This window comes from Halomonas lysinitropha (assembly GCF_902500215.1).
Lineage (GTDB): Bacteria > Pseudomonadota > Gammaproteobacteria > Pseudomonadales > Halomonadaceae > Halomonas > Halomonas lysinitropha.
The window spans coordinates 350,695-372,493 of record NZ_CABVOU010000039.1 but is presented as its reverse complement, the minus strand read 5'-3'; the positions used below and the strand labels follow the sequence as shown (position 1 = coordinate 372,493).

Here is a 21,799-nt window from a genome sequence, read left to right as displayed (position 1 = left end):
GTATCGGCCACGAAGCTCTCCACTGGCTGCACGGCACGCACGTTTCTCGAGCCCGGTATTACTCCTGCTTGTGAGCCAGCGCCATCAGGTAGAGGGCGAGAGCCAGGGCCAGCACCGACAGCGCCAGGTAGATGGCATCCAGTGGCGTATCGAAGCTGATCCCCACCACGGCCCGGAAGAACTCGATGATCACGGCCAGAATGACCACCCGGGCGATCTTGTCCTTGAGTTGATCGAGAGAGCTGACGTTGAAGGGGTGCTGGGGGTCGCGCCCCTCGACGGGCTCGATACGGGAGACGAAAAGCTTATAGACCCCCAGGCCGAAGATCATCAGCACCAAGGCGATCAGGTAGATATCCACGGCGACAATGATATCGGTGACCACGCTCTTGTGGATGTCGTCTCCCCCGCCCAGGTAATGACGCCAGGTATCGGCCACAACCGAGAGGATATCCAGGCTGGCGATAATAAACAGTACCAGGGCCCCCAGCAGGGCCGGCACCACGGCCAGAAGCACCATCAGGCGTGAGTTCCAGAGGAAGGCCTCGAAGTGCCGCTCGAGCTGACCGCGTCTCGTCTTGGGTGCGGGCCGGGAATCCGGATCCATGATTCTCTCCTTGTGAATTCAATGACATCGGCTGAACACCTTGTCGGCCGGGGGTTTGACCCGACGACGCTGGATGCGCCTATGATGACGGAAGTCCTTTCGCATGGCAGCTCCGATGACATCACCGACTGTTCGCTCACGACGTCTGATCTTCACGCTGTTGCCACGCATTCTGCGCTTCCTGTGGCGGGTGCTGTGCGCCTTCCTGCGCAACCGCGGCATTCTGCTGGCCGGTGGCGTGGGTTACAACATCCTGCTCTCCATCGTGCCGCTGTTTTCTCTGCTGGTGGTACTACTGGCCGGCGTGGTCGACGAGGCGCACCTGCTCGAGGTGCTCAGCGTCCAGGCTCGCCATCTGGCGCCCGCTCATGCCGAAGTCCTGCTCGATGCGGTACGCACCCTGCTCGATTCGCGTGACGTGATCGGCATTCTGGGCTTTCCCGTGCTGCTGCTGTTCAGCTCCTTTGCCTTTCGCATGCTCGAGGACGCCCTGGCCATCATCTTCCATGCCCCGGACACCCACCCCCATGGCCGCAGCGCCTGGGTCTCGGTGTTGTTGCCCTATGCCTTCATGCTGGTACTGGGGGCAGGCCTGCTGGCCCTGACCCTGCTGGTGACCTTGGTCAGCTCCATGAATGCCTTGTGGCTGGCACTGTTCGAACGCGAACTGCCCCTTGCCGGCCTTTCCGAGCCGATGCTCAACCTGACCAGCTTCCTCGGCGTCTTTCTGCTTTTCAGCGCCATCTACAAGGTCCTGCCCGTGGTGACGATCGCCCTGCGACGCGCCATAGTGGGCGGATTCATCGCTGCCCTGCTGTGGGAGGGCGTGCGCCTGCTGCTGGTCTTCTACTTTGCCAACATCTCTCTGGTGAACGCGGTATACGGCTCCCTGGCCACCCTGGTGGTCGTGTTACTTAGCCTGGAGGTGGGCGCCATCATTCTGCTGCTCGGGGCACAGGTCATCGCCGAACTGGAGCGCAACGCCCGCCTGGGCCTAGCCTGGTACATCGATCCTCGCTACCAGGCAGTGACGCATGTCGACTAGTCACGAGCAAGAGGGATCAGCCATCAGAACGTGGAAAGTCCCGTCGCCTCCATGACTCGATAGCGCAGCCACTTCCAGACCGTGGTGTCGTCATGGGCCTCGAAAGGCTCGCTGGTGATCCGCCGGGGGGTACTCTGCCAGCGACGTTCGAAAAAAGAAGCGGCGTCGAGCAGGGCCGGGGTGTCTGGAGGACCGACCAGTCGCACACTGGTCTCCAGATTGAGGTCATCCAGATTGCGCCGTGTGAAGTTGGCCGAGCCGAGAATCATCTCGGCCTCGCTGCCCGGCTCGGCGGGCCGACGCAGCAGCAGCTTGCTATGGCACTGCTCGCCCCGGCTGACACACCAGCGCACCGTGATGCCGGCCTCGTGGAGTTCATGGGCCACGGGACGGTTAGGAATCCCGCCTTTCTCCAGCCCGAAGGCATCGCGGTTGGGGTCGAGCAGGACGCGAAGCACCACTCCGCGCTCCTTGGCCGCCACCAGCGCGTCGATCATTTCCCGATGGGAGAGATAGAAGACGGCGATGTCCAGTCGGTCACCGTGGCCGCTGGCATCGATGGCCGCCATCAGGGCATCGCGGATCGCGCCCTCGGTCAGCACCTGAAGCCTGGCCTGCTCGAGCGGCCTCTCGTCGCGGTCGAGCGGTGCCGGGCCACCCAGGCTAACCCCCGCCCAGCCCGCCACCGGACGTTCCGAGGCCAGCAGATCGAGTGCCGCCGCGCCTTGGAAACGCAGCGCCATATTGCCATGTAAGCTGCTGGCATCGTGGGGGTTGGCAGAGGTGACCAGACCCGCCCAGCTATCGCCATGGTCCACCACCAGGGTCTTGCGATGGTTGGCGTTGAAGTTGAGCAAGGCCAGGTAGCTGCGCAGTGACACCCGCCCCGGGCCCAACGCATTGGGCAGCCAGCCGCCGTCGCTATCGTTACCGAGCCAACGCGGGCCCAGGTGCCAGATCCCCGACCAGAGGGGATTGGAGGCCCGTAACCGATTAACGTCGCTGATCACCACGCGCACCCCGGCTTTGCGTAGTCTGTCGAGATGTGCGAGTTCCAGCCCCCCGTAGAGGGTGTTGAGCGGGTCGGTGATCACCACCGCCTCAAGCTCAGGATATTGCCGCTTCTGTGCGATCAGGGCATCGCTGACCTCCGTCGAGAGCGGTCGGAAGGCCTCGTCGGCGGCACCGGTAAAGTCGTTGAAGAGGAACATGTCCAACACCACCAGTCGCCGGGCCTGACCGATCAGGGAAAACACCTCGTCGAAGATTTCATATCGAGCGTGCCGTTCCCCCGAAGGGGTGTACCAGGTCTCGTCGGCAAGAAAGCGTACCTCGGTGGCGACCCGTTCCGGAAAGGCTAGGGAGACCCCGTCGGGCAGTGGCTTGTAGCGCTGCCAGGCGCCCATAACGACCCAGGCCACCAGCAACACCATCACGATCCATGGCCACATTCGGCGCCTCCGCTGTCCCAGCTTGTGCTTGCCGTCCATGACGCCCTCAGTCAGTCGCGTCGCCTCATCGTGCAACGTCAGGGGCCAGCATAGCGACAGGGCTGGCAAAAAGCAGGTGTGCCCGGCCGAGGCCGGGCACAACGAACGTCTAGCGGCTCAAGGGAGCTCAGTCCTGGCGGCTCAGCCGGCGGCGGCGCAGGATCAGGCGTGCCACTCCTGCCAGGGAAGCGATTCCCAGAGCAATGATACCGAGCACGACCAGCATCGACGGGCTGCCGGTATGGGCATGCACCGAGGGGGCACCATGCCCCGAGTGTCCGGAGGCAACGACCGGCAACAAGATGACAGCGCCAGCACCGAGGGTGCGCAGGGTGGTAGAACAAAGTGGCTTCATTGGAGTGTCTCCTGGTCATGACAAGAACGGAAGTGGCGAGGCTTCAGGCGATCATCCTGCGGTCGCGGTATCCGCTGCGGCGCGGCGTTCGGTCGGCCGGCGGTCCGGCAACATGCCTCGGTCGAGGATGAAACGGATGATCTCCTCGAGGCCGACGCCGTCGTAGAGATTGGTAAAGACGAAGGGCCGCTCGCCGCGCATCTTTCGAGAATCACGATCCATCACCTCCAGGGAGGCGTGAACCTGTTCGGCAATATCGATCTTGTTGATGATCAGCAGATCCGACTTGGTGATGCCGGGGCCACCCTTGCGTGGAATCTTGTCGCCGGCGGAGACATCGATCACGTAGAGGGTCAGATCGGAAAGCTCCGGGCTGAAAGTGGCCGAGAGGTTGTCGCCGCCGGACTCGACCAGCACCAGTTCCAGTCCCGGATGCCGTGCCTGGAGCTCGTCGATAGCGGCGAGGTTCATCGAGGCATCTTCGCGGATCGCGGTGTGCGGGCAGCCGCCGGTCTCCACGCCGAGGATGCGATCCGCGGGAAGCGCCTCATGCTTGAGCAGGAAGTCGGCGTCCTCCCGGGTATAGATATCGTTGGTGACCACGGCGATGTCGTAGAGGTCGCGCAGTGCCAGGCAGAGCTGCTTGAGCAATGCCGTCTTGCCGGAACCCACCGGGCCGCCGACGCCGATACGCAGGCAATGTGTCATCTCGTTCTCCTAGCTTCGAAAAAGTCGCGAATACTGGGTCTCGTGCAGGGCGCTGGCCAACGCCAGGCCCGGCAGGACGGGCCCCAGATCGTCATCGTCCAGTACCAGTGCCTCCTCCACGGCGGCCACCAGCGCCGGGCGCAGTCGTTCTACCAGGCGTTGGGCGGCGGTGTGGCCCAGCGGCAGCGCCTTGCAGGCGACGGCAAGCTGGTTCTCCAGCCAGGCCCAGGAAAATCCCAGCAGCGCCTGGCGTTGCCCGATGCGGCGCTGATGGGCCGTCCAGGCGAAAACCGTCACATAGGCCGCACCCGCCGGTAGTTCCGGCGACGCGCTTGAAGGTCCCGGGGGCAGAAGCCCCAGACTATCCAGCAGGCGAGTCAGCGAGGCGCCAAGTCGCGAATCCTCGGCGGCCAGTTCGGCGGTCTCCCGGTTGGCCGCCAGCCAAACATCCCAGGCGGCGATCGCTTCCCCGTCCCCGGCCTCCCAGGCCGTCATCAAGCGAGCCAGCACCGGCAGTTCGCAGCGGGTCAGTCCATCGTCCAGCACGCCGTCCAGCCACTCGCCGAGGCTCGCCTCGTCCCACACCCAGCCCAGTTCGAAGGCGCTCTCCAAGCCCTGGGAAAAGGCGAAGGCGCCGATGGGCAATGCCGGACTCACCAGTTGCAGTAACCCCAGCAGTGCCAACTCATTGCCCTGCCCTGCCGTCTCGTCGATCTCAATGCGCATGCTCTTGCTCACGGTCATCCTCATGCAGGTGGTCATGGGCATGGCCATGTTCATGACTGCCATGGCTGTACGCCCCCGACTCCGGGTCGAAGGGCGCCTGGTGATGCGTCAGGCGCGCGCCCAGGCGCTCGGCGAGCGCCTCGAGCACATGGTCCGGCGGGAAGCGCACGAAGCCCTGACCTGATGAAGAGTCCTCGTCCTCACCCAGCGCCAGCTGCACATGGCGGTTGCCCAGGTGGTAGGCGAGCCGCGCCAGAGGCAGCCCAGCGGCAATACGCGCGGTGACCACCGGCTCCACGGCCGCACGGATACGCACCACCTCGCCGTTCTCGGCGCGCAGCCCCTCGCCGTCGCGCAGCACCGGGCCACGATCGAGGAAGAGGCCCAGCTGGCAGCCGCTGTCGCTGACCGCCTTGAGGCGACCCAGCATGCGCTGATCGAAGGGCAGGGTCAGGGTGTCATCCGCCTGCCTCGCCGCGATGGGCCCGAGGCGTTCGGTCAATTTCAACATGTCGAGCTCCTAGAAGAGGTGATAGCGCTGTGCCAGAGGCAATTCAGTCGCGGGCTCGCAGGTCAGCAGCTCCCCGTCGGCATGCACCTCGTAGGTCTGGGGGTCGACACTGAGTTCAGGGCAGGCGCCGTTGAGCTTCATATCGCCCTTTCGTACCTGACGGACATCACGACATGCTGACAAGGGACTCTGCAGGCCCAGCCGTTCCTTGATGCCGGCGTCCAGCGCCGCCTGGCTGACGAAGGTAAGGCGGGTCTGGCTCGCCGCCCGGCCGTAGGCGCCGAACATGGGTCGGTAGTGCACCGGCTGGGGCGTGGGGATCGAGGCGTTGGGGTCGCCCATGGGTGCCGCGGCGATCATCCCGCCCTTGAGGATCATGGCCGGCTTGGTGCCGAAGAAGGCCGGTTTCCAGAGCACCAGGTCGGCCAGCTTGCCCACCTCTACAGAGCCCACCTCATGAGCAATGCCATGGGTGATCGCCGGGTTGATGGTGATCTTGGCGATATAGCGCTTGGCGCGGAAATTGTCGGCGCCAAGGGCCTCGTCTTCCGGCAGCAGGCCTCGCTGGACCTTCATCTTGTGGGCGGTCTGCCAGGTGCGGCAGATCGATTCGCCCACCCGCCCCATGGCCTGGGAATCCGAGGCGATCATCGAGATAACGCCCAGGTCATGAAGGATATCCTCGGCGGCGATGGTCTCGCGGCGGATGCGCGAGTCGGCGAAGGCCACATCCTCGGGGATCTTGGGATCGAGATGGTGGCACACCATCAGCATGTCGAGGTGCTCGTCGATGGTGTTAACGGTATAAGGTCGCGTCGGATTGGTCGATGACGGCAACACATAGGGCTTCGCACAGGCAGTGATGATATCGGGCGCATGGCCGCCCCCGGCCCCCTCGGTGTGGTAGGTATGGATGCAACGTTCCTGGAACGCCGCCAGGGTATCCTCCACGAAGCCCGACTCGTTGAGGGTATCGGTATGGATCGCCACCTGGACATCGTACCTGTCAGCCACGCTCAGGCAGTTATCGATGGCCGCCGGCGTGGTCCCCCAGTCCTCGTGGAGCTTGAGCCCCATGGCGCCGGCCTCGAGCTGTGCCTCCAGTGCCTCGGGCAGGCTGGCATTGCCCTTGCCCAGAAAACCGATATTCATCGGCATGTCGTCCACCGCCTGAAGCATCTTGCCGATATGCCACTCGCCGGGCGTACAGGTCGTCGCATTGGTGCCGGTGGCCGGCCCCGTGCCGCCGCCCAGCATGGTGGTGATGCCGCTCATCAGGGCCTCCTCCACCAGCTGCGGACAGACGAAGTGGATATGGGCGTCCAGCGCCCCGGCGGTGAGGATCTTGCCCTCGCCGGCAATGATCTCGGTGCCCGGGCCAATGATAATCTCCACACCCGGCTGGGTGTCGGGATTGCCGGCCTTGCCGATGGCCGCGATGCGCCCGTCCTTGAGGCCCACATCCGCCTTGACGATGCCCCACCAGTCGAGGATGAGGGCGTTGGTGATCACGGTGTCCATCACGCTCTCGTCGGCGCGCTGGCTCTGGCCCATGCCATCGCGAATCACCTTGCCGCCGCCGAACTTGACCTCGTCGCCGTAGTGGGTGGCGTCGCGTTCCACCTCGATCCATAGCTCGGTGTCGCCCAGTCGCACCCGATCGCCCACCGTGGGGCCGTACATATCGGCATAGGCTTGTCTCGAAATTTTCATCAGGTGTCGTCCTCCAGGCTGCCCATGACGGCACCGCGAAAGCCGTAGATATGGCGCCGCCCGACATAGGGAATCAGCGTCACCTCGCGGCTCTGCCCAGGCTCGAAGCGGATGGCGGTGCCGGCCGCCACGTCGAGGCGATAGCCGCGCGCCTTGTCGCGGTCGAAGGTCAGGGCCGGGTTGGCCTCGGCAAAGTGGTAGTGGGAACCCACCTGGATCGGCCGGTCGCCGGTGTTGGCGACCTCGACGCTGATACGCTCACGCCCTTCGCAGAGAGCGATCTCACCGTCCTGCAATTTGTATTCGCCGGGAATCATGGCGTGCTCCTTCGTCGCGTGAGGGGTGAGGAGGGAGGAGTGAGGGGCAAGGTGGTGAACACACCTCATGCCTCACGCTTCTCTCCTCACACTCAAACAATCGGTTCGTGGATCGTGACCAGCTTGGTACCGTCCGGGAAGGTCGCTTCGACCTGCACGTCCTCGACCATCTCGGCCACCCCCTCCATGACGTCATCACGTCTCAGGATCTCGCGGCCATAGCTCATCAGCTCCGCCACGCTGCGCCCGTCCCTGGCGCCTTCCAGTATCTCGAAGCTGATCAGCGCAACGGCCTCGGGGTAGTTCAGCTTGAGGCCACGGTCGCGGCGCCGCTCGGCCAGCTGTGCCGCCGAGAACAGCAGCAGCTTGTCCTTGTCTCTGGGGGTCAGTTCCATGCAATTCTCTCCTCTTTAAATATTCGCGACTGAGCATTCATGCCGCTTGTGGGAGCCGTGCTTGCACGGCGATTACTGCCGCCATCGCTCTGCAAGCAGAGCTCCCACCAGAGAGCTCCTGCTCCTACGTCAACCAGATACGCGGTACCTGCGCGGGTTTACCGATCAACAGGGGGCGCAGGATCTCCCAGGCGCCCTGGCAGAGTTCCCAGGCCTCGTTGCGCTCGTTGCCGAGATAGCGCAGCAGCAGTACTCCGTGGCGCACCGTAACCGCCCAGCGGACCGCGGTCGGCAGGGTCTCGCGCAGCGCCTCGATGGCCTCGCGCTCGTCATCCAGGCCTACCGCCCAGAGGGTAGCCTGCACCGTGGCGCCGCCCTGGCCCCAGCGTCCGAGGAAGCGTGGATGTGCCGGGTCAAGGGGCTGGCGTTCCAGCCACAACGGTCGGCCGTCACGGGTCAGGCGAAAGCGCTGGTCGATCCGGCCCGAGACATAGGGCAGCGAACTGGCCGGCCGGCCCAGCGCCAGCACCTCCCAGCCCAGGCAGCGGGCGCCTCCCTCGAGCTCGATCGTCGTGGCCTGCTCTCCCCGGGAGCCGTCGAAGGCCAGGGTTTCCTGAGGCAGCCACTCGAGAATGCCGTCATCGGCTACCGCCAGCCGGGAGTGCTGAGACCAGGCCACGCCATGGGTATCCGCCTTGTAGAGTTTATTGGCCGCCGGGGTGGTGAGCAGCGCATGGGCACCAGGTTCGACGCAGGCCGATATCGACAGGGCATCGCCACTGACTAGCCCGCCGGGCGGGTGCAGCAGATAGGCATGACAGGCGCCCGTGGTCCCTTCCGGATGAAAGGTGCGCTGGACGCGAAGCGGTCCCTGGTGACGTGCCCGGACCATCCGGGTGATGCCCTCTCGTGCCGCGAAGGCCAGCTCGAGGGAGGCCGCCCAGTGGCGCCGGGCATCGAAGCGATGGCCGGAGCGCCCGGGTATCGTCGTCTCGAAGGCCGTCATACCGTCAGATGCTCCTTGATGAGTGCATCGGAAAGCCCGTCGATCCCGCCCCCCGCCACGGGGCGCCCGCGATCAATGATGGCGAAGCGGTCGGCGAACTTGCGGGCGAAGGGCAGTTTCTGCTCCACCAGCAGCACCGTCAGGTTGTCCTCGCGGATCAGGCGACGAATCACCTCGCCGATCTGAGTGACGATATTGGGCTGGATGCCTTCCCCCGGCTCGTCGAGAATCAGCAGCCGCGGCTCGATCACCAGGGCACGGCCGATGGCCAGTTGCTGCTGCTGGCCGCCGGACAGGTCCCCGCCGCGACGATGCTTCATCTCCTCGAGAACCGGGAAGAGTTCATGGACCCGATCGGGGATGCGCTTGACACCGTCCCCCCTGGCGGCGAGGCCGGTCCTGAGGTTTTCCTCAACGGTCAGCAGGGGAAAGATCTGGCGGCCTTGGGGCACATAGCCGATGCCCAGCCGTGGGCGATCCTCGATGGGCTTGCGGGTGAGGTCGATATCGCCGTCATAGCGGATGCCGCCCGAGGAGATCGCCACCTCGCCCATGATGGCCTTCATCAGAGTGGTCTTGCCCACCCCGTTGCGCCCCATCACACAGGTGCACTGACCGGCCGGCACCTCGAGGTCGAGATCCCAGAGGGTGTGACTCTCGCCGTAGTACTGGTTGAGTCCCTCGACGTTGAGCATCAGGCGGCCTCCTCGTCGGGATCGGCGCCCAGGTAGACCTCGATCACCCTGGGGTCACTGGCGACCTGGTCCATGCTGCCCTCGGCCAGCACGCTGCCCTGATGCAGCACCGTCACGGTCCCTGCGATAGAGCGCACGAAACCCATGTCGTGCTCGACCACTACCACCGACTGCTTGCCCTTTCCGGCAAGGCCGGTCAGCAGTTCGGCGGTACGCTCCATCTCCTGTTCGGTCATGCCGGCCACCGGCTCGTCGATCAACAGCAAGCGTGGCCGCTGCATCAGCAACATGCCGATCTCCAGCCACTGTTTCTGGCCATGGGAGAGGATGCCCGCGGGCCCGTTACGCAACGCCTCGAGCCCGATGGTCTCGAGCACCTCCTCGATACGATCTCGCACCTCGCCGGTCATCCGGGCGGTCAGCGTCGGCAGGATGCGCTTGTCGGCGGCCATGGCCAGCTCCAGGTTTTCGAAGACACTGAGCGCCTCGAAGACCGTGGGCTTCTGGAACTTGCGGCCGATGCCGAGGCTGGCGATCTCCGGTTCGTTCATGGTCAGCAGGTTGTGACGACTGCCGAACCATACCGAGCCACTGTCGGGTCGGGTCTTGCCGGTGATGATGTCCATCATGGTGGTCTTGCCCGCCCCGTTGGGGCCGATGATGCAGCGCAGTTCGCCGTCATCGATGGTCAGGTTGAGATCATCGATGGCCTTGAAGCCGTCGAAGCTCACGCTGACATCCTCCAGGTAGAGGATGGGACCGTGACGCACATCCACCGGAGAGGTGGCGGGCACCAGGAAATCGAAGACATGATCGCGATCGGCCAGGGAACTCAGGAAACTCATGCGGAGGCCTCCTTGCTGATATCGTGAGACAGCGTTTCATTACTGCCTCTCTTGAATCCCTGCCCTTTAAAACGATAGGCCAAGAGGCCGGCGACGCCCCTGGGCAGGAAGACCGTGACCAGCACGAACATCCCCCCCAGGGCAAACAGCCAGGCGTCGGGCATGACGCCGGTGAAGACGGTCTTGGCATAGTTGACCAGCAAGGCCCCGATCACCGCGCCATACAGCGTGCCGCGACCGCCCAGGGCGACCCAGAGCACGATCTCGATGGAGAAGATGGGCGAGAACTCGCTGGGATTGATGATGCCCACCTGGGGCACATAGAGGGCGCCGGCCACCCCGGCGAGCATCGCCGAGACCACGAAGACAAACAGCTGGAAGCGCTCGACGCGATAGCCCAGGAAGCGCGTGCGCGCCTCGGCATCACGACAGGCGACACTGACCCGGCCTAGCTTGCTGGCAACGATGGCGCGGCACAGCACATAGCCCAGCGCCAGGGCCACGCCGGTGGCGATGAAGAGCCCCAGGCGGGTGGCGTCGGTACGCAGGTCGAAGCCCAGCAACTCGCGGAAATCGGTGAGGCCGTTGTTGCCGCCGAAGCCCATCTCGTTGCGGAAGAAGGCCAGCATCAGAGCGAAGGTCATGGCCTGGGTGATGATCGACAGGTAGACCCCGGTGACCCGCGAGCGGAAGGCCAGGAAGCCGAACACCAGCGCCAGGGCCCCCGGTACCAGCATCACCATCAGAAAGGCGAACCAGGGCATGTCGAACCCCAGCCAGTACCAGGGCAGGCTGTCCCAGTTCAGAAAGACCATGAAATCCGGCAGGATCGGATCGCCATAGGTGCCGCGATCGCCGATCTGGCGCATCAGGTACATCCCCATGGCGTAGCCACCCAGGGCGAAGAAGGCCCCATGCCCCAGGCTGAGGATGCCCAGGTAGCCCCACACCAGATCCACGGCGACAGCCAGCAGGGCATAGCTCAGATACTTGCCGAGCAGCGTCACGGTGTAGGCCGAGACGTGCAGGGGGTGCCCGGCCGGGACGGCCAGATGAAGCACCGTCACCAGTGCCAGGCAGGCGAGCAGCACGCCCAGGAAGAGTCGGGTCGCGCCTTCATTGAAGGGTTGCATCAACCACATGGCAGTCTAGCCCTCCGCTGCACGGCCCTTCTGCGGAAAGAGTCCGCGAGGGCGTTTCTGGATGAACAGGATGATGAAGACGAGCACGATGATCTTGGCCAGGACGGCACCGGCCCAGGGCTCGAGGACCTGGTTGATGACGCCCAGCGAGAGACCCGCCACCAGGGTGCCCCAGAGGTTTCCCACGCCGCCGAACACGACCACCATGAACGAATCGATGATGTAGTTCTGGCCGAGGTTGGGGCCCACATTGGTGAGCTGGGACAGGGCGACGCCCGCCAGCCCGGCGACGCCCGACCCCAGGGCGAAGGTCATGATGTCCACCCGGGTCGCCCGAATGCCCATGGAGCGCGCCATGGCCCGGTTCTGGGTCACCGCGCGGACCTCGAGGCCGAGACGGGTACGACGCATCACCAGCATCAGGCAGGCGAACACCACCAGGGCGAACCCGAGGACGAAGAGACGGTTCAAGGTGAGGGACAAGCCTTCATTGATCATCAAGGAGCCGCTCATCCATTCGGGCGAGACGACAGTACGGTTCTGCGGGGAGATGACCGTGCGAACCAGCTGCTGGAGAATCAGGCTGACCCCGAAGGTCGCCAGCAGGGTCTCCAGGGGACGCCCCTTGAGGAACTGGATGACGCTGCGCTCGATAGCGACGCCGGCCAAGGCCGCCACCAGGAAACCCGCGGGAATCGAGAGGACCAGTGCCAGGCCGGGCTGGCCGGGCAACAGCTGTTGCATCGCCCAGGTGGTGTAGGCGCCCAGCATGATCAACTCGCCGTGGGCCATGTTGATCACGCCCATGACACCGAAGGTGATGGCCAGGCCGATGGCCGCGAGCACCAGCACCGAACCCAGCGACAGCCCGAAGTAGAGGGTCTCGAGGCCGCTGTTGATGCGCAGCCTCTGTTCGATATCGGCCAGGGCCGCCGAGGCGGCATCGGCCACCAGGGGATCGTCGCTGCGGGTGGCCGAGTTGAGCGCCGAACGCACTCGGCTATTGAGGCTGCCCTCCAGGTCGGCGATGGCCTCGATCTCTCCCTGCTCGAGGCGATGGATGGCCAATGCCTGCTCGAGCAGGCGGCGAACCTCGGCATCGTCTTCACTGGCGATCACCTCGCGTAACGGCTCGACCATGGGGGCATCCACGCTGCCCAACAGCTCACGGGCCGCATCGCGCCGATCATCGACATCATCGGTATAGAGATCGAGCACCGCGAGGGCACTCTGCAGCTGACCCCGCAGGGCATTGTTGATGCCGATACGGTCCAGATCACGACGCGACATCTCGCCAGCGTCCTCGAAGGTCAGGGCATCGATGACCGGCCAGTTGCGACTGCGGTTCTCGAGCACGATCACGAAACGCCCGGTGTCCTTGTGGCGCTGCAACTTGCCCCCGAGCAATTCGTCGAGCCAACGGCGGCTGCGTTCATCACCGCTGACGATAATGGCCTCGATGGCCTCGGCCTTGGCGTCGTAGGAGGGGGCATCGAGAGATTCCAGCAGGGCCTGACCCTGGCCTGTCTGCTGCTGGGCCTGGGCCGTCGGTGCCAGGCCCAGCAGCAAACAGAGGAGCCATACCCCGGGCAAGACGGCTCGGATCATCCACATGGGAGAGTCCTGTGGTTTATCGATTAACGTTAGAGTGGCGTGTCACGGTGGGCCGGCCTTGCGGCCGGCCCGGGGATCATTCGGTCTCGGCTTCGCTGCCGCCGCAGCTGCCCTCGACCACGTTGTAGTTGCCGCACTCCATGGGCTTGCGCCAGTCGCTGATCAGGTCGCGCGAGCCTTCCAGATAGTCGGACCAGGCGTCACCGGCCACGGTGGACGGGGTCTCCCAGACAATGGAGAACTGGCCGTTGTCCTGGATCTCGCCGATCAACACGGGCTTGGTGATGTGATGATTGGGCATCATGGCGGCATAGCCACCGGTAAGGTTGGGCACTGAAACGCCGATGATGGCATCCTTCACCGCGTCGACATCGGTGGTGCCGGCCTTGCGCACCGCCTCGGCCCACATGTTGAAGCCAATGTAGTGGGCTTCCATGGGATCGTTGGTCACCGCCATCTCGTCGCCGGTGTACTCGATCCAGGCATCGATGAAGTCGTAATTGACGTCGGTATCGACGCTCATGAAGTAGTTCCAGGCCGCCAGATGCCCGACCAGGGGCCCGGTATCGATACCGGTCAGTTCCTGCTCGCCCACCGAGAAGGCGACGACGGGAATATCGGCGGCATCGAGGCCCTGGTTGCCGAGTTCCCGATAGAAGGGCACGTTGGCGTCGCCGTTGATGGTCGAGACCACCGCGGTCTTCTTGCCCTGGCTGCCGAAATCCTTGATCTCGGACACGATGTTCTGCCAGTCCGAATGCCCGAAGGGGGTGTAGTTGATCATGATGTCTTCATCGGCCACGCCGTGTGACTTGAGATAGGCATCGAGGATCTTGTTGGTGGTACGCGGATACACATAATCCGTGCCGGCCAGCACCCAGCGCTCGACACCGACATCGTTCATCAGGTAATTGACGGCGGGAATCGCCTGCTGGTTGGGCGCCGCCCCGGTGTAGAAGACATTCTCGGAGGACTCCTCCCCTTCATACTGCACCGGGTAGAAGAGAAGCCCGTTGAGTTCCTCGACCACCGGGAGTACCGACTTGCGCGATACCGAGGTCCAGTTGCCGAAGATGACGTCGACCTCTTCCTGGGCCAGCAGCTCCCGCGCCTTCTCGGCAAACAACGGCCAGTCGGAGGCCGGGTCCACCACCACGGCTTCGAGTTCACGCCCGAGCAGCCCGCCTTCGGCATTCTGCTGCTCGATGAGCATCTCGACGGTGTCCTTGAGCACCGTCTCGCTGATCGCCATGGTGCCGGAAAGGGAGTGCAGGATGCCCACCTTGATGGGGTCTTCCTGGGCCAGGGCTGGCGTGGCGACGGCAGCGCTCAACAGCGAAGCGGCCAGCCAGCGGGGAGTGCGATAAGGATTGGACGGGATCATGGGATCTCCTTGCGATCGATGTTGTTGTCGATGAGTCCAGCGAGGGAGAACATCGCAAGATGCCTCTCGCTGCTATCGCAAGGGATGTGCCAGATTGGCACGATGCCAATTTTTACTCGTTTATTCAGAGAGTTGGCCCATTCCCTCTACGCCACCGAATCCATCAAAAGGCAATATCCTGGTGCAAGAGGGTCGCTGCCCTGCCCCATAATGGTCTGGTCGTCTGGTGCAGCGCACCGCCATGACGCAAAAAGGGCCACAAGGAAAGCGGGGGCACCGGCCTGGCCGGTGCCCCCGCTGGGCAGTCGCAAAGAACGCTGGAGTCAGTCGCTCTCGGGCCCACCCGTGCCGGTAGTGTTCTGCATCCGACGGCGCAGGATCGGGCCGACGATATAGGGCAGGATCAGCCCCAGGCCGGCGAAGACCCAGAGACCGATGGCCAGGCCACTGTCCCACAGGATGGTCCAGTCACCATCGGAGATGTCCATGGCATGGCGCAGGTTCTTCTCCATCTCCGGCCCCAGCAGCAGGCCGAGGATGATCGGTACCAGCGGGATCTCCAACTTGCGAAAGATATACCCGGCAACACCGAAAGCCACCATGAAGTAGAGATCAAAGACGGTGTTGCTGATCGAGTAGATGCCCACGAAAGCGATCATGGTCACCACCGGCAGCAGATACATCGGCGGCACCGAGAGCAGCTTGACGAAGATGCCCACCAGCGGAATATTCAGGATCAGCAGCAGGAAATTGCCGATCAGCAGCGCCGCGATCACCCCCCAGACGATATCGGCGTTCTGGGTAAACATCAGCGGCCCGGGGGTGATGTTCAGCGAGATCAGCAAGGCCAGCAACACGGCGGTCGTACCGCTGCCCGGGACACCCAGCGTCAGCATGGGCACCAGGGCCCCGCTGGAGGCACCATTGTTGCCGGCCTCGGGACCGGCGACACCGCGCGGGTCCCCCTGGCCGAAATAGCCTTTCTTGCCGACCATCTTCTTCTCGAGGGTGTAGCCGATAAAGCTGCCCAGTGAGGCCCCGGCGCCGGGCAGGACGCCGGCGATGAAGCCCAGCACGCCACCCCGGAAGCTGGAAGGGAGGATGTTGCGGATATCCTTCCACTTCAGCGTGAGCTTGTTGACGGCCATCTTCTCCTTGCCGCCGCCGGCCTTCTCCTCGATGAAGAAGAGCAGCTCGGAAATGGCGAACAACCCGACGATGGCGATGATGAAGTCCACCCCCTCGTAGAGCTCCAGGGTGCCGAAGGTATAGCGCTGGACCCCGGTGGAGTCGATGCCCACGGTGGCGATCATCAGGCCGATGGCGGCGGCCACCACGGTCTTCATGGGATTCTTGCCGGTGATGCCGCCGAGGGTGGCAAAGGCCAGCAGGAAGAGCGCGAAATACTCGGCCGGGCCGAAGGTCAGGGCGAAATTCGCCAGCAGCGGAGCCAGCAGGATCAGGCCGATGGTGGCGACCAGGCTGCCGATAAAGGAGGCCACCGCGGAAATCGCCAGCGCCTCGGAGGCCTTGCCCTGCTGCGCCATGGGATAACCGTCAAGGCAGGTCATCATGGCCGGTTCGTCACCGGGAATATTCAACAGGATCGACGAAATGCGTCCGCCGTACATGGCCCCGGCATAGACCGAGGTGAGCATGATCATGGCTGTTTCCGGGGCAAGCCCCAGGGTGAAGGCCAGCGGAATCAGGATGGCGACCCCGTTGGCCGGCCCCAGGCCCGGCAAGGCACCGATCAGGGTACCGAGGAAGGCGCCCAGCAGGGCGAACATCAGGTTATGCGGTGCCAGGGCGACGCCGAAACCGTCCATCAGAAAGCCGAGCGTCTCCATCAGTTCACCTCCAGGAAGGACAGCAGTCCCATCGGCAACGCCAGGTCAAGGGCGAAGTTGAAGAGCAGGAAGACCACCACCCCGGACACCGCACCGGTGACATAGGCCTTGACCGGACGCGATCCCATGCGCCAGCACAGGGTGCCCACGGCAAGGGTGGTGCTGATGATGAAGCCCAATGGCTGCAGCAACATGGCATAGAGGATCAGCACCACCACGGCGATGATCAGCTCGATGCCCGTGCGGCTCCAGGGCCAGGCATTATCCGGATCCGGCCGCACGACCATATACAGGCTGGAAAGCGCCAGCACGACGGCCAGCAGGCGGGGGAAAGTATCGGGACCGACGGCCTCGCTCCCGCCGAAGGGTTCGGTGAACTGAGTAGTGCCCCAGCCGTACGCGACGGCCAGGACAATCATCAAGACCCCGAAGATGCGGTCGTTGAAGGTCATTACTGAATCAGCCCTATATCCTTGGAGAGGGTTTCGATCTCGTCGATCTGGTTGAGAACGAAGTCCTCGAACTCGCCGGCGGTCATGTGGAAGGGCATCAGGCCATTCTGGGTCATCACGCTCTGCCACTCATCGCTGGCATAAATGGTGTCCATGGCCTCGGTCCAGTAGGCCTTGGCGTCATCGGAGATATCCGCCGGCATATAGAAGCCGCGCCAGTTGGGACCGAGCGCATCGATACCCTGCTCCATGGCGGTGGGGATATCCTCGAACTTACCGGGCAGACGCTCCTCGGACAGCACGGCAAGCACCTTGAGATCCCCGGATTCCATGAAGCCCTGGGCCTCGGTGATATCACCGGTGAAGGCCTCGACATGGCCCCCGATCACCTGGGTCAAGGCCTCACCGCCGTTGTTGTACGACAGGTAGGCGATGCGCGGCAGGTTCTCGACATCCGCGGCCTGGGCGGCGATCAGCACCTTGAGGTGATCCCAGCCCCCCTTGGCACTGCCCCCGGCGAACTTGACGCTGCGCGGGTCTTCCTTGAGGGCATCCATCAGCTCATTGAGATCTTCATACTCGGAATCGGCTGACACGGCGATGATGCCGTAATCGGCCCCGAGCGCGCCGATCCAGTTGACCATGTCGGCGGTCATGTTCGGGAACTGGCCCTGAGCCAGGCGGGTCGTGGTGGCCGTCGAGGCGGCCACCAGCAGCTGCTCGTCACCGGCGCGCTTGCTGATGGTGTGACCGAAGGCCACCCCGCCGCCGGCACCGGCCATGTTGATGGTCTGGACGCTACGCGGAACGATGTCCAGATCCTCCATCACCTTGCCGACGCTTCGGCAGGTGAAGTCCCAGCCGCCACCCGGATCGGCGGGCGCCAGGCACTCCACCTTGCCCTCGGGCTCGAAGGCCTGGATACCACCGGCGCCAGCGGCGAAGACGGCTACGGCAAACAGCTTGAGCGGTGTTTTCATCGGCATTGTTATGTCCTCTTGCGTTGCGGGTATATCGAACAAGGAAGCAGGCCTTGCCAGGTGTCGTCGATTACCTTACAATTCTGTAAGGCGGAACAACGTTCTTCAGGATAGAAAACTAGGGTTTGCCGATGATCGCGTCAATGGCGATCCGGGAAATTGCGACCAAAGTTTCATACCGGAATACCCCACCCGAAGGGAGTCTTGTCAGTATGGCTCAGGATCGTGTGGAGGCCGTGGAGCGAGCGCTTAGCGTGCTGGAGGCCTTCGACTCCGACCAGCAGGCCTTCAGCCTCGCCGAACTGGCCCAGGCCACAGGCTTCTACAAGAGCACCCTGCTGCGGTTGCTGGGTTCGCTGGTACGCTTCGACTATGTCAGGCGCGACGAGGCTGGCCTCTGGCACCTGGGCGAGAGCCCGCGGCGCCTGGCCCGACGCCAGGATCCCGACCAGCTGCTGGCCAGTCGGGTCCAGCCGCTGCTCGATAGGCTGGCCGCCAAGATTGGCGAGACGGCCTCGCTGCTGGAGCGATCGGGCGACAGCGTCGAGTGCCGACTGGTGGCCCTGCCGGCTGCCGCCCTCCGCCACGACCTGCGCCCCGGCATGACCTGGGCGCCAGCCATCGATAACGCTCCTTGCCCCGCTCTTCCCGGCGGATGCATGGTCAGTCATCCGCTTCCCGAGATACCTGGCGCACCGCGACGTTGGCTGGCCCTGTCGGGTCCGGAGGGGCGCCTGACGGTCGCCGATGCGACCCTTGCCCTGGCCGAAGCCGGCGCTGACCTCAAGACCCCACGCGGGAACACCGGCGAGGAACTGACGCCATGAGATTGCTGCTGGTGGAAGATGACACCCTGCTGGCCGAGACCCTCATCGATACCCTGAGCCTCGAGGGCCATGAGGTATGGCATCTCGCTGACGGCGAAGCCGCACGGACACATCTTTCGGAGCCGGAACATGGCGCCGCGCTGGTGTTGCTCGACCTGAACCTGCCGGGGTGCAACGGCCTTTCGGTTCTCGAAGCACTGCGTCGCCACGACACGGAAACCCCGGTACTGATCCTGACCGCACGCGGCGCCGTGGAGGATCGCGTGCAGGGCCTCGACCTGGGCGCGGACGACTACCTGGCAAAGCCCTTCGCCCTGGGTGAACTCGAGGCCCGTGTCCGCGCCCTGCTGCGGCGGCGCAGTGTCGACCCTCAGCTCAGGGTCGGACCCCTGATGCTCGACACCCGGCATCAGCGTTTCACCCTCGAGGATGCAACGCTCGCCCTGCCGCCCCGCGAGCAACGCCTGCTGGCCTGCCTGATGCGCCATGCCGGCGAGCCGGTGGACAAGGTGCAACTTGCCGAGGAAGCCTTCCAGGGCGACGCCATGGGCGACAACGCCATCGAGGTCTATGTTCACCGCCTGCGCAAGCGACTCGGCCACACCGGCGTAGCCTTGCGGACGGTGCGTGGGTTGGGTTATCTGCTGGAGGTGGAGTGAAGCGGGGCGACAGCCTCTACAAGCGCCTGCTGGGATGGCTGCTGCTGCCCCTGCTGGTGCTGGGCAGCCTGATCCTGATCCAGGCCTGGGTCGACGCGCAACGGACAGCCGACCGTGCCTTCGACCGACTGCTCGAGGCTGCCTCCCTGGCCATTGCCGAACAGGTGCAGTGGCAAGATGACCGACTGTGGCTCGACCTGCCCCCCGCAGCCCTGGAGATGCTGGCCACCGATGCCGAGGAGCGGGTCTTCTACAGTCTGGTGGACGACCAGGGCCATGTGATCACCGGTAATGCCGAGCTGCCCGCCGATCCCCGGCAGGAGGAGACCTCCGATGACACCCTTCTCTACCGCGACATCGACTGGCAAGGCATGACGCTGCGCCAGGGGGTGAGGCGCACACGGCTCGAGGAGTGGCGAATTCGCGAGCCCTTCGAGGTCCGCGTGGCGCATAGCCGCGAAGGTCGTGATGCTCTGACAGCCGAACTCTGGCGGGCCAACCTCTCGGGTATAGTGATCATGGGGTCTTTGGCGGTGATCAGCCTGCTGTTCGCCATCCGATCCGCCCTCTCTCCCCTGACCCGTCTACGTCGCGCCATCCGCGCCCGAGACCCGCGCACCCTCGCTCCCCTGGAGCTCCCACTGCCGCGGGAACTTGCCGAGCTTCGTGATACCGTCAATGGGTTGCTCACCAGGATGCGCCGCGTGCGTTCCAACCAGGAACGCTTCATCGGCGATGCGTCGCACCAGTTGCGGACCCCCCTGGCGGGCCTTTCGGCGCGTGCCGAGCTCGCTCTTCGCCAGGACGATCCGGCGCGCTGGAAAGAGGCGCTGGTCGCCATGCAGGCCACCAGCGCCCGTACCGCCAGGCTCGCAGGCCAGCTGCTTTCGTTGACGCGGCTGGACAACCCCGAGTACCGCCCGGACCTGGTACCCCTGGAGCTCAACGCCCTCGCCCGCCAGGCACTACACGATCACTGGGGGACCTGCCACCGACAGGGGGTCGACCTGGGAATGGAGACCGCCGGAAGCGAAGTCTGGATCCGGGGCATCGACTGGCTGCTTGCCGAAGCCATCGGCAATCTGATTGACAATGCCTGTCGCTATGGAGGGCGCCGGGTCACGGTACAGGTCGAGGACAAACCGCCCCGCCTGACCGTGGAGGATGACGGCCCCGGGATCCCTGCACAGAAACGCCTGCTGATGCTGCGCCCCTTCCACCGCGACCGCGACGATCAGGAGGGATCGGGGCTGGGATTGGCCATCGTCGATGGTATCGCCAGAACGCATCGCGCCCGCCTGCAGCTATCGGCAGGCCATGACGACCACGGACTCCGCGTGACGCTGCAATTTACGGGAGACACCCCATGAATCGCCCAGGCCGGCCTGCCAGCCGTTGGCTGCTGCTTCTCTTTCTGGTGGGCACCTTCGTCAGCGCCGACGAGAGCCTGTACTACCCCGCGGCGTCCGATGGTGGGCCCAACGCATCACTGGTGATCCATGGCGCCCTGGACCTGCCCCAGATGAGTCCGCTGCTGGAGGGCTTTCATCGCCAGAATCCCGGCCTGGAAGTGCACTACCGCAATCTGACCACCCTGGCGCTGCACGAGCGCTTTCTTGCCGCGCCGGACGAGGCCGATGTGCTGCTCTCGTCGGCCATGCCCTGGCAATACCGGCTGGCCAATGCGGGCCATGCTCGTTCCCTGGACAGTCCCGCCGCATATCGCTGGCCGGCCTGGGCGCGTTGGCGCCATGAACTCTTCGCCATCACCTTCGAGCCCATTGTCATGGTTGTGAACGAGACAGTCATCGAGCGCTTCGGGGAGGTGCGCGGCCATGCCGACCTGCTCGCCCTGCTGGAGCGCCATGCAGAGACTCTTCAGGGCAAGGTGGTGACCTATGACCCGGCCATCAGTGGCGCAGGCTATACCTATGCCATCGAGGAGTCGCGGCTGTCACCACGCTACTGGGATCTGGTGGCCGCGCTGGGGCAGGCCGATACCGAACTGGTGGAGACCACCGGGGCAATGCTGGAGGGACTGATCGAAGGACGCTACCTGGTGGGCTACAACCTGCTGGGCAGCTACGCCAGGGCCCGTCTGGCCGACCAGCCGCAACTGAGGATCGTGATGCCCGAAGACTATACGCTGGTCACCCAGCGCCTGGCACTGATACCCCACCAGGCACCCCACCCCGCGGCGGCCGAGCGCTTTATGGATTATCTCATCGACAAGACAGGACAGACAGTCCTGGCTCGAGAGACCAGCCTGGGCGCCATTCATCCCGCGCTGGAAGGGGCGGGTACGGCGACATCACTGCGTCAGGAAAGAGGCGAGACACTGCGGCCGATCATCCTGGGGCCCAGTCTGCTGGCTACCCTGGACGACCTCAAGCGTGAGGCACTGCTGTCCCGCTGGCAGCGGGAATTTTCGCGCAGGGCTTCACGCTGACCATCGAACCGACGGGCTCTTAGCCCGAC

The 21,799-nt window shown here is 64.4% G+C and carries 23 protein-coding genes; 5 read left to right on the top strand and 18 right to left on the bottom strand.

Going from position 1 to position 21,799, the window contains the following annotated elements:
* Positions 1–58: 58 nt before the first annotated feature.
* Positions 59–607, bottom strand: coding sequence for a YqhA family protein (locus HALO32_RS13415; RefSeq protein ID WP_151444391.1), 549 nt, complete (start codon positions 605–607; stop codon positions 59–61).
* A 115-nt stretch (positions 608–722) separates the two neighbouring features.
* Between HALO32_RS13415 and HALO32_RS13410 the strand changes: the two genes are divergently transcribed.
* Positions 723–1,652: a YihY/virulence factor BrkB family protein gene (locus HALO32_RS13410; RefSeq protein ID WP_151444390.1), complete on the top strand. Its 930-nt coding sequence runs from the start codon at positions 723–725 to the stop codon at positions 1,650–1,652.
* A 23-nt stretch (positions 1,653–1,675) separates the two neighbouring features.
* Here the strand turns inward: HALO32_RS13410 and HALO32_RS13405 are convergent, their stop codons facing one another.
* The 17 genes from HALO32_RS13405 to HALO32_RS13325 form a co-directional block, all read right to left on the bottom strand.
* Complete coding sequence (locus tag HALO32_RS13405; protein ID WP_151444389.1) at positions 1,676–3,103, bottom strand: phospholipase D-like domain-containing protein; 1,428 nt, start codon at positions 3,101–3,103, stop codon at positions 1,676–1,678.
* Between the two features lie 166 nt (positions 3,104–3,269).
* Positions 3,270–3,497: a hypothetical protein gene (locus tag HALO32_RS13400; protein ID WP_151444388.1), complete on the bottom strand. Its 228-nt coding sequence runs from the start codon at positions 3,495–3,497 to the stop codon at positions 3,270–3,272.
* Positions 3,498–3,548: 51 nt separating this feature from the next.
* Positions 3,549–4,205: an urease accessory protein UreG gene (ureG, locus tag HALO32_RS13395; protein ID WP_151444387.1), complete on the bottom strand. Its 657-nt coding sequence runs from the start codon at positions 4,203–4,205 to the stop codon at positions 3,549–3,551.
* 9 nt (positions 4,206–4,214) lie between these two features.
* Positions 4,215–4,931: an urease accessory protein UreF gene (locus HALO32_RS13390; RefSeq protein ID WP_192576509.1), complete on the bottom strand. Its 717-nt coding sequence runs from the start codon at positions 4,929–4,931 to the stop codon at positions 4,215–4,217.
* Complete coding sequence (ureE, locus tag HALO32_RS13385) at positions 4,921–5,442, bottom strand: urease accessory protein UreE (RefSeq protein WP_151444386.1); 522 nt, start codon at positions 5,440–5,442, stop codon at positions 4,921–4,923. The genes HALO32_RS13390 and ureE overlap by 11 nt, the downstream gene beginning before the upstream one ends.
* Positions 5,443–5,451: 9 nt before the next feature.
* Positions 5,452–7,155 carry an urease subunit alpha gene (gene ureC, locus HALO32_RS13380; RefSeq protein ID WP_151444385.1) on the bottom strand — a complete coding sequence of 568 codons (1,704 nt, stop codon included), beginning with the start codon at positions 7,153–7,155 and terminating at the stop codon, positions 5,452–5,454.
* Positions 7,155–7,472 (bottom strand): urease subunit beta, encoded by a 318-nt coding sequence (locus tag HALO32_RS13375; RefSeq protein WP_151444384.1) that lies wholly within the window; start codon positions 7,470–7,472, stop codon positions 7,155–7,157. The genes ureC and HALO32_RS13375 overlap by 1 nt, the downstream gene beginning before the upstream one ends.
* 92 nt (positions 7,473–7,564) lie before the next feature.
* On the bottom strand, positions 7,565–7,867 hold the full coding sequence (locus HALO32_RS13370; RefSeq protein ID WP_151444383.1) for an urease subunit gamma: 303 nt from the start codon (positions 7,865–7,867) through the stop codon (positions 7,565–7,567).
* Between the two features lie 124 nt (positions 7,868–7,991).
* Positions 7,992–8,873 (bottom strand): urease accessory protein UreD, encoded by an 882-nt coding sequence (locus tag HALO32_RS13365; protein WP_151444381.1) that lies wholly within the window; start codon positions 8,871–8,873, stop codon positions 7,992–7,994.
* Positions 8,870–9,568, bottom strand: a complete 699-nt coding sequence (urtE, locus tag HALO32_RS13360; RefSeq protein ID WP_151444379.1) for an urea ABC transporter ATP-binding subunit UrtE — start codon at positions 9,566–9,568, stop codon at positions 8,870–8,872. Before urtE ends, HALO32_RS13365 begins: the two co-directional genes overlap by 4 nt.
* Positions 9,568–10,413 (bottom strand): urea ABC transporter ATP-binding protein UrtD, encoded by an 846-nt coding sequence (urtD, locus tag HALO32_RS13355; RefSeq protein ID WP_151444378.1) that lies wholly within the window; start codon positions 10,411–10,413, stop codon positions 9,568–9,570. Before urtD ends, urtE begins: the two co-directional genes overlap by 1 nt.
* The gene (gene urtC, locus HALO32_RS13350) at positions 10,410–11,555 is read right to left on the bottom strand and encodes an urea ABC transporter permease subunit UrtC (protein WP_151444376.1); all 1,146 of its coding nucleotides are present in this window, start codon (positions 11,553–11,555) and stop codon (positions 10,410–10,412) included. The genes urtD and urtC overlap by 4 nt, the downstream gene beginning before the upstream one ends.
* A gap of 6 nt (positions 11,556–11,561) precedes the next feature.
* Complete coding sequence (gene urtB / locus HALO32_RS13345; protein WP_151444374.1) at positions 11,562–13,169, bottom strand: urea ABC transporter permease subunit UrtB; 1,608 nt, start codon at positions 13,167–13,169, stop codon at positions 11,562–11,564.
* A gap of 76 nt (positions 13,170–13,245) precedes the next feature.
* Positions 13,246–14,553: an urea ABC transporter substrate-binding protein gene (gene urtA, locus HALO32_RS13340; protein WP_151444371.1), complete on the bottom strand. Its 1,308-nt coding sequence runs from the start codon at positions 14,551–14,553 to the stop codon at positions 13,246–13,248.
* Between the two features lie 323 nt (positions 14,554–14,876).
* Complete coding sequence (locus tag HALO32_RS13335; protein ID WP_151444369.1) at positions 14,877–16,403, bottom strand: tripartite tricarboxylate transporter permease; 1,527 nt, start codon at positions 16,401–16,403, stop codon at positions 14,877–14,879.
* Entirely contained in the window at positions 16,403–16,855 is a 453-nt protein-coding gene (locus HALO32_RS13330; RefSeq protein ID WP_151444367.1) for a tripartite tricarboxylate transporter TctB family protein, read from the bottom strand. Before HALO32_RS13330 ends, HALO32_RS13335 begins: the two co-directional genes overlap by 1 nt.
* Positions 16,855–17,841, bottom strand: coding sequence for a Bug family tripartite tricarboxylate transporter substrate binding protein (locus HALO32_RS13325; RefSeq protein WP_151444366.1), 987 nt, complete (start codon positions 17,839–17,841; stop codon positions 16,855–16,857). Before HALO32_RS13325 ends, HALO32_RS13330 begins: the two co-directional genes overlap by 1 nt.
* 206 nt (positions 17,842–18,047) lie before the next feature.
* Here HALO32_RS13325 and HALO32_RS13320 point away from each other — a divergent pair, with 206 nt between their 5' ends.
* The 4 genes from HALO32_RS13320 to HALO32_RS13305 are packed head-to-tail and all read left to right on the top strand — an operon-like array spanning position 18,048 to position 21,770.
* Complete coding sequence (locus HALO32_RS13320) at positions 18,048–18,662, top strand: helix-turn-helix domain-containing protein (RefSeq protein ID WP_151444364.1); 615 nt, start codon at positions 18,048–18,050, stop codon at positions 18,660–18,662.
* Positions 18,659–19,321 carry a response regulator transcription factor gene (locus HALO32_RS13315; protein ID WP_151444363.1) on the top strand — a complete coding sequence of 221 codons (663 nt, stop codon included), beginning with the start codon at positions 18,659–18,661 and terminating at the stop codon, positions 19,319–19,321. Before HALO32_RS13320 ends, HALO32_RS13315 begins: the two co-directional genes overlap by 4 nt.
* Complete coding sequence (locus HALO32_RS13310) at positions 19,318–20,691, top strand: sensor histidine kinase (RefSeq protein ID WP_151444361.1); 1,374 nt, start codon at positions 19,318–19,320, stop codon at positions 20,689–20,691. The genes HALO32_RS13315 and HALO32_RS13310 overlap by 4 nt, the downstream gene beginning before the upstream one ends.
* Positions 20,688–21,770 carry an ABC transporter substrate-binding protein gene (locus tag HALO32_RS13305; protein ID WP_151444360.1) on the top strand — a complete coding sequence of 361 codons (1,083 nt, stop codon included), beginning with the start codon at positions 20,688–20,690 and terminating at the stop codon, positions 21,768–21,770. Before HALO32_RS13310 ends, HALO32_RS13305 begins: the two co-directional genes overlap by 4 nt.
* The last annotated feature ends 29 nt before the right edge of the window (positions 21,771–21,799 follow it).

Coding starts and splice junctions, on each gene's coding strand:
- HALO32_RS13325 (WP_151444366.1), bottom strand. CDS start 17,841: ATGCCGATGAAAACACCGCTCAAGCTGTTTGCCGTAGCCGTCTTCGCC.
- HALO32_RS13320 (WP_151444364.1), top strand. CDS start 18,048: ATGGCTCAGGATCGTGTGGAGGCCGTGGAGCGAGCGCTTAGCGTGCTG.
- HALO32_RS13365 (WP_151444381.1), bottom strand. CDS start 8,873: ATGACGGCCTTCGAGACGACGATACCCGGGCGCTCCGGCCATCGCTTC.
- ureE (WP_151444386.1), bottom strand. CDS start 5,442: ATGTTGAAATTGACCGAACGCCTCGGGCCCATCGCGGCGAGGCAGGCG.
- urtD (WP_151444378.1), bottom strand. CDS start 10,413: ATGAGTTTCCTGAGTTCCCTGGCCGATCGCGATCATGTCTTCGATTTC.
- HALO32_RS13405 (WP_151444389.1), bottom strand. CDS start 3,103: ATGTGGCCATGGATCGTGATGGTGTTGCTGGTGGCCTGGGTCGTTATG.
- HALO32_RS13390 (WP_192576509.1), bottom strand. CDS start 4,931: ATGCGCATTGAGATCGACGAGACGGCAGGGCAGGGCAATGAGTTGGCA.
- HALO32_RS13305 (WP_151444360.1), top strand. CDS start 20,688: ATGAATCGCCCAGGCCGGCCTGCCAGCCGTTGGCTGCTGCTTCTCTTT.
- HALO32_RS13370 (WP_151444383.1), bottom strand. CDS start 7,867: ATGGAACTGACCCCCAGAGACAAGGACAAGCTGCTGCTGTTCTCGGCG.
- ureC (WP_151444385.1), bottom strand. CDS start 7,155: ATGAAAATTTCGAGACAAGCCTATGCCGATATGTACGGCCCCACGGTG.
- HALO32_RS13415 (WP_151444391.1), bottom strand. CDS start 607: ATGGATCCGGATTCCCGGCCCGCACCCAAGACGAGACGCGGTCAGCTC.
- urtB (WP_151444374.1), bottom strand. CDS start 13,169: ATGTGGATGATCCGAGCCGTCTTGCCCGGGGTATGGCTCCTCTGTTTG.
- HALO32_RS13315 (WP_151444363.1), top strand. CDS start 18,659: ATGAGATTGCTGCTGGTGGAAGATGACACCCTGCTGGCCGAGACCCTC.
- urtA (WP_151444371.1), bottom strand. CDS start 14,553: ATGATCCCGTCCAATCCTTATCGCACTCCCCGCTGGCTGGCCGCTTCG.
- HALO32_RS13400 (WP_151444388.1), bottom strand. CDS start 3,497: ATGAAGCCACTTTGTTCTACCACCCTGCGCACCCTCGGTGCTGGCGCT.
- HALO32_RS13375 (WP_151444384.1), bottom strand. CDS start 7,472: ATGATTCCCGGCGAATACAAATTGCAGGACGGTGAGATCGCTCTCTGC.
- urtC (WP_151444376.1), bottom strand. CDS start 11,555: ATGTGGTTGATGCAACCCTTCAATGAAGGCGCGACCCGACTCTTCCTG.
- ureG (WP_151444387.1), bottom strand. CDS start 4,205: ATGACACATTGCCTGCGTATCGGCGTCGGCGGCCCGGTGGGTTCCGGC.
- HALO32_RS13410 (WP_151444390.1), top strand. CDS start 723: ATGACATCACCGACTGTTCGCTCACGACGTCTGATCTTCACGCTGTTG.
- HALO32_RS13330 (WP_151444367.1), bottom strand. CDS start 16,855: ATGACCTTCAACGACCGCATCTTCGGGGTCTTGATGATTGTCCTGGCC.
- HALO32_RS13335 (WP_151444369.1), bottom strand. CDS start 16,403: ATGGAGACGCTCGGCTTTCTGATGGACGGTTTCGGCGTCGCCCTGGCA.
- urtE (WP_151444379.1), bottom strand. CDS start 9,568: ATGCTCAACGTCGAGGGACTCAACCAGTACTACGGCGAGAGTCACACC.